Genomic DNA, 2,756 nt, shown 5'->3' on the forward strand with positions numbered 1-2,756 from the left:
CCTCGCCACCCGCCGCCGCCGGTCGCCCAGCCATCAGGATATTGCCGCCCGCCGTCACCTCCAGCAGGCCGGGGCCGGCAATCTGGAAGTTGCTGTAGAGAATGTCGCGGCCGGCGGAAACGATGGAAATGTCGTTGGGGTTGTTATGAATAAAGAGGTTGCCCGTCTGCTGCTCCGACAAGGTTCCCCGGGCATCGTTGAACAGGCTGCCACTGCTGACAATGTCACGCCCGGCCATCATCCACACCGGGCCGTTGCCCTCGTACCAGGTCTGCCCCGAATTGCTCGCCGTCGGCGCACTGTTGAAGCCAATGACCCGGCCACTGCTGACCCCGACCAGGTCGCCGTTCAACGCATAGAAACGCGCCGGGGATTTGGGCACATACGCAGCAGCCGAAGCCGTGGCCGAACCAAACGTCAACAATGGACGCGGGTCAGAATAGGTGACCGTACCCTCCGTCGGCAGACCGCTGTTGGCTGACAGATTATTGCCATCGGCGACCACCTGACCGTCAATCCTGCCGACAAATGCCGGCTGCCAAGGCGTGGCCATGATGCCCGGGTCGGCCGCAGACGGCGTGACGAACATGCCGCCGGCGTAAATCGAGTCGCGGGCCAGGAACTGCAACTCACCGTCAGGGCCCAGGGCAAGCAACAGCGTGCCCGAATAACTGCCATCGGACTGGGAAATATGCGCGGCCTTCCCATAGTAGAGATTGCCTCCAGCCGCAGTCGCACGAAGGATCGACGGATAGACGATTGCCAGGTCAGTCGCTGTGCCGCTGACATTCGGGGTCAAATTGCCGCCTGCCGAGAACAGATCTATCGCCGTGTGGGCCGTCCACAACGTGAACCAACTTTCCCCGTCCCCCGACTGGGTCCCGCGAGTAAAGGCGGACCTGTTAGCCACCTCGACCCGTCCCGGGTCGAGTACATCCTGCACGACCAGATCGCCGGCCGTGGCCAGACTGAACGTGGCATCACCCGGAACCAGTGTGATACCGCCCGAAGGCAAGCCACGGGTGGCCTGCAACGGGTCGTATGCACGTGTTTCGCCGGGGCTGTGCTGTATCGAAATGCTGCCATACGTCAGGCTGATATCACCCGCCGTACCACTGCTTACTTGCACATTGCCGCGCAGGTTGACCAGCACCCCATTGCGCGAATCCACAGCCCGTGAGGCGACCGGGTTCAGCGAACCGCCGATCTGCAACTGCAGGTCACCGCCGCCGGTCAGCACCAGGCTGCCATCGCTGGCCACCCGACCGGTGCTGCCCACCGCCAGCACCAGGCCTTCGGTGCGCACGTTCAGCGCCGCGTTGTTGGCACTGTCCGCGAGGCTATTCAAGGTCCCCGCATTGCCGCGCACAGTCACGTCCAGGTCACCACCGCCAAGGGTGCCAAAACCGGTGAAGCCGACTAACTGATCGGATGTCGTCAGGGCCGTCTTGACCGTGGTGAAACTGCCGAAATTGACCCACCAGGCGGTCGGCTGGGCTTGCTCGCCCGTCACCACGTCCGCGCTGCCCTGGCGCCATAACCAGTTACCGACGGCGGCCGATTGGTTGCCGACGTCCTGAGTGTCGGGACGACCAAGAAAGGAGGTCGAAGGGCTCACGATATTACCGGTGAGATTCCCGCCCACGTTCAACGTCAGGTTGCCGCCGGCCTCCGGGTACCAGGCCCGGTACAGGCTGTCCGAAGAGCCGTTGACGAACTGCTCGTAGTAGCTGTTTGGGCTATTGAGTACGGTCTTGTTGCTGTTCACCACCTTAGCCTGGTTATACGGATCGCCAGCTTGGGTGGTGACAGAGGAGGTACCCGCGGTATAGACCCCGTACAGTGACTCCATGCTCAGGTTGCCGCCACTCAACAGCTCCAGATCACCGGTGCCGGTACGGATCACACTGAAGCGCGTACTGGACGGCGTGGCCGCATACTCCTTGCCGCCACCCAGCAGGCAGTACGACGGTGAACTGGTGCAGAAATCAGCGATAGCTGGCAAGCCCAATTGGTCCAGCTCACTTTGCTTGATCACATCGCCCGCTTTCACGAAGACCCCATAATCGGCCAGTTCCAGCGCAGCGGACTGGGTCCACAGGTAATCGACCTTAATCGCGCAATAAGCCGGGTTGCCGTTGCAGAAATCGGCAATCGAGCCCAACCCGAAACCATCCAGAATCGCCTGGTCGACCGGGTCGCCTTCCTTGACGGTCACACCGTTGGCGGCAAAATCTTCGACGGCAAAGGCGCTCCAGGTCTGCACGCCGGTGGCGGGCAATTCCTTGGCAAACATGCCGTAGTGAGCGTCAGCCAGGCGCAGGTCGCCACTGCGCGGATGGCTTTGCAGGATGCGGCTGTCGGCCGCCTCGGTATCGGCGCCAGCGACCAGGCGCAGCGACCAGGATTGCGTGCCCTCGGCCAACATCGGTGCAATCGCCCACAACTTGCCCTGACGTCCGGCGACTTCCGGGCGCAGTTGCACCGAGCCAACCCCGTCGGGCAACTTCACGTCGGTACCGGCGGGGATCAATGCACCCCGTGGCAGCGCCTTGCTGCCATTGAGCATGACGACGTTGTTACTCAGGTTCGACGCTGCCACCGACGGAAGCGGTACGCCTTTTGGCCAGGTCATCGCCGCCAGGCGGGTGCCCTGGGTCAGCAGGGTACCTGCCTCCAACTGCGTACCGGCCACCAGCGTTTGCGCCCGGTCGAGCAAGGTGCCGGCGGCAAACAGCAGGTTGCCGCCCGCATCG

General features: G+C 63.0%; 1 pseudogene. It reads right to left on the reverse strand.

From position 1 onward, the window contains the following. Positions 1-2,756, reverse strand: a pseudogene (locus L9Z73_RS28695) (hemagglutinin); the annotation flags it as partial.

The organism is Pseudomonas emilianonis, assembly GCF_023072625.1.
Lineage (GTDB): Bacteria > Pseudomonadota > Gammaproteobacteria > Pseudomonadales > Pseudomonadaceae > Aquipseudomonas > Aquipseudomonas paraveronii.